This is a genomic window from Pseudomonas sp. P5_B2 (assembly GCF_056400445.1).
The window spans coordinates 1-1,036 of record NZ_JBFULH010001081.1 but is presented as its reverse complement, the minus strand read 5'-3'; the positions used below and the strand labels follow the sequence as shown (position 1 = coordinate 1,036).

Here is a 1,036-nt window from a genome sequence, read left to right as displayed (position 1 = left end):
GGTTGGTAGATCATGTCAAATCTGTCCTACCCAGCCAAAGCTTCACTTTGCATGATCGGCAGGTGAGCGTCAGCGAGTACATCAGTCACAAGATCGACACCGTATGGGCCGACCTTTTGTGGGAGTATCGCGACGAACAGACTGCTTTGTTCGATGAGCGATGCATGAACCTGGTGCGCGCGGTGGTGATAGCAACTCGGCGTCATGGCGAGAATGCTGACGATGCACTCATGCGCGCACTGCGTGATGGCAAGGAAGCATTTTCCTTTCTTCGCTATCATGAAGCGGGATGCTTGGACGAGGCATTTATAAGGACCTTTGTGACCCTGCTTGATGCATGGTCTGGTCACAAGGGAGGGATCAGGCCATTACTACCTGCAGGTTGCGCCTTTGACGAAAATGCTTTCGTAGAGCGACTGCTGAAGGATGCCACGGGGCTTAGTTATACGAGCTTTGTGCAATTCACCGCCTATTGTGGGTTTCTTACTAGCCATATTGAAGGCAGTGCCGAGGCATTCGGCGAATGGATGAGGGTATTGGTAAACCTCAGCACGAACACGCCGTACGATCGATTGGACGACTTCACTCGAAGCGTTCAATCGGTACGCGACATGCTTGAACACGCCCCGGACATTCTCACGTACCTAACTTCCCCTGCTGGGAAATCGGTAGAAGGTTTCTACCGGCTGCAATTGCGGGAAGAGCGTGTCAAAGCGGCCTTGATTGTTCGGGGTGAGAATTGGCGTGCTGTCATCGAGTCTGCTGAGAGGCACCTCTATTTTGCGGGTCAGATCGAATTCCTCTTGGACTTTGCTGGAGTGCTCGACCGCTGGGAACACGAAGCTGGTTTCACATGGCTCCCCGAGCAGGAAGCGGACCATCTTGCTCAATTTGCCAACTACCGAGACAAGGCCTTCGCCGTGTTCGAGGGCAAAGGATTACGTCACTTCCCCGACTCACTGTGGGAGCGAGCACTGCTTGTGCAAGGTGACTATCTCTTGGGCGTACGCAGCAATCACAGCTTTTTGCACAACAC

General features: G+C 53.3%; 1 protein-coding gene. It reads left to right on the top strand.

All coding sequences use genetic code 11. The features are described 5' to 3' along the window. Nucleotides 1–62: 62 nt before the first annotated feature. On the top strand, nucleotides 63–1,036 hold a 974-nt coding region (locus AC1DRJ_RS29320), incomplete at its 3' end, for a hypothetical protein (protein ID WP_477805205.1).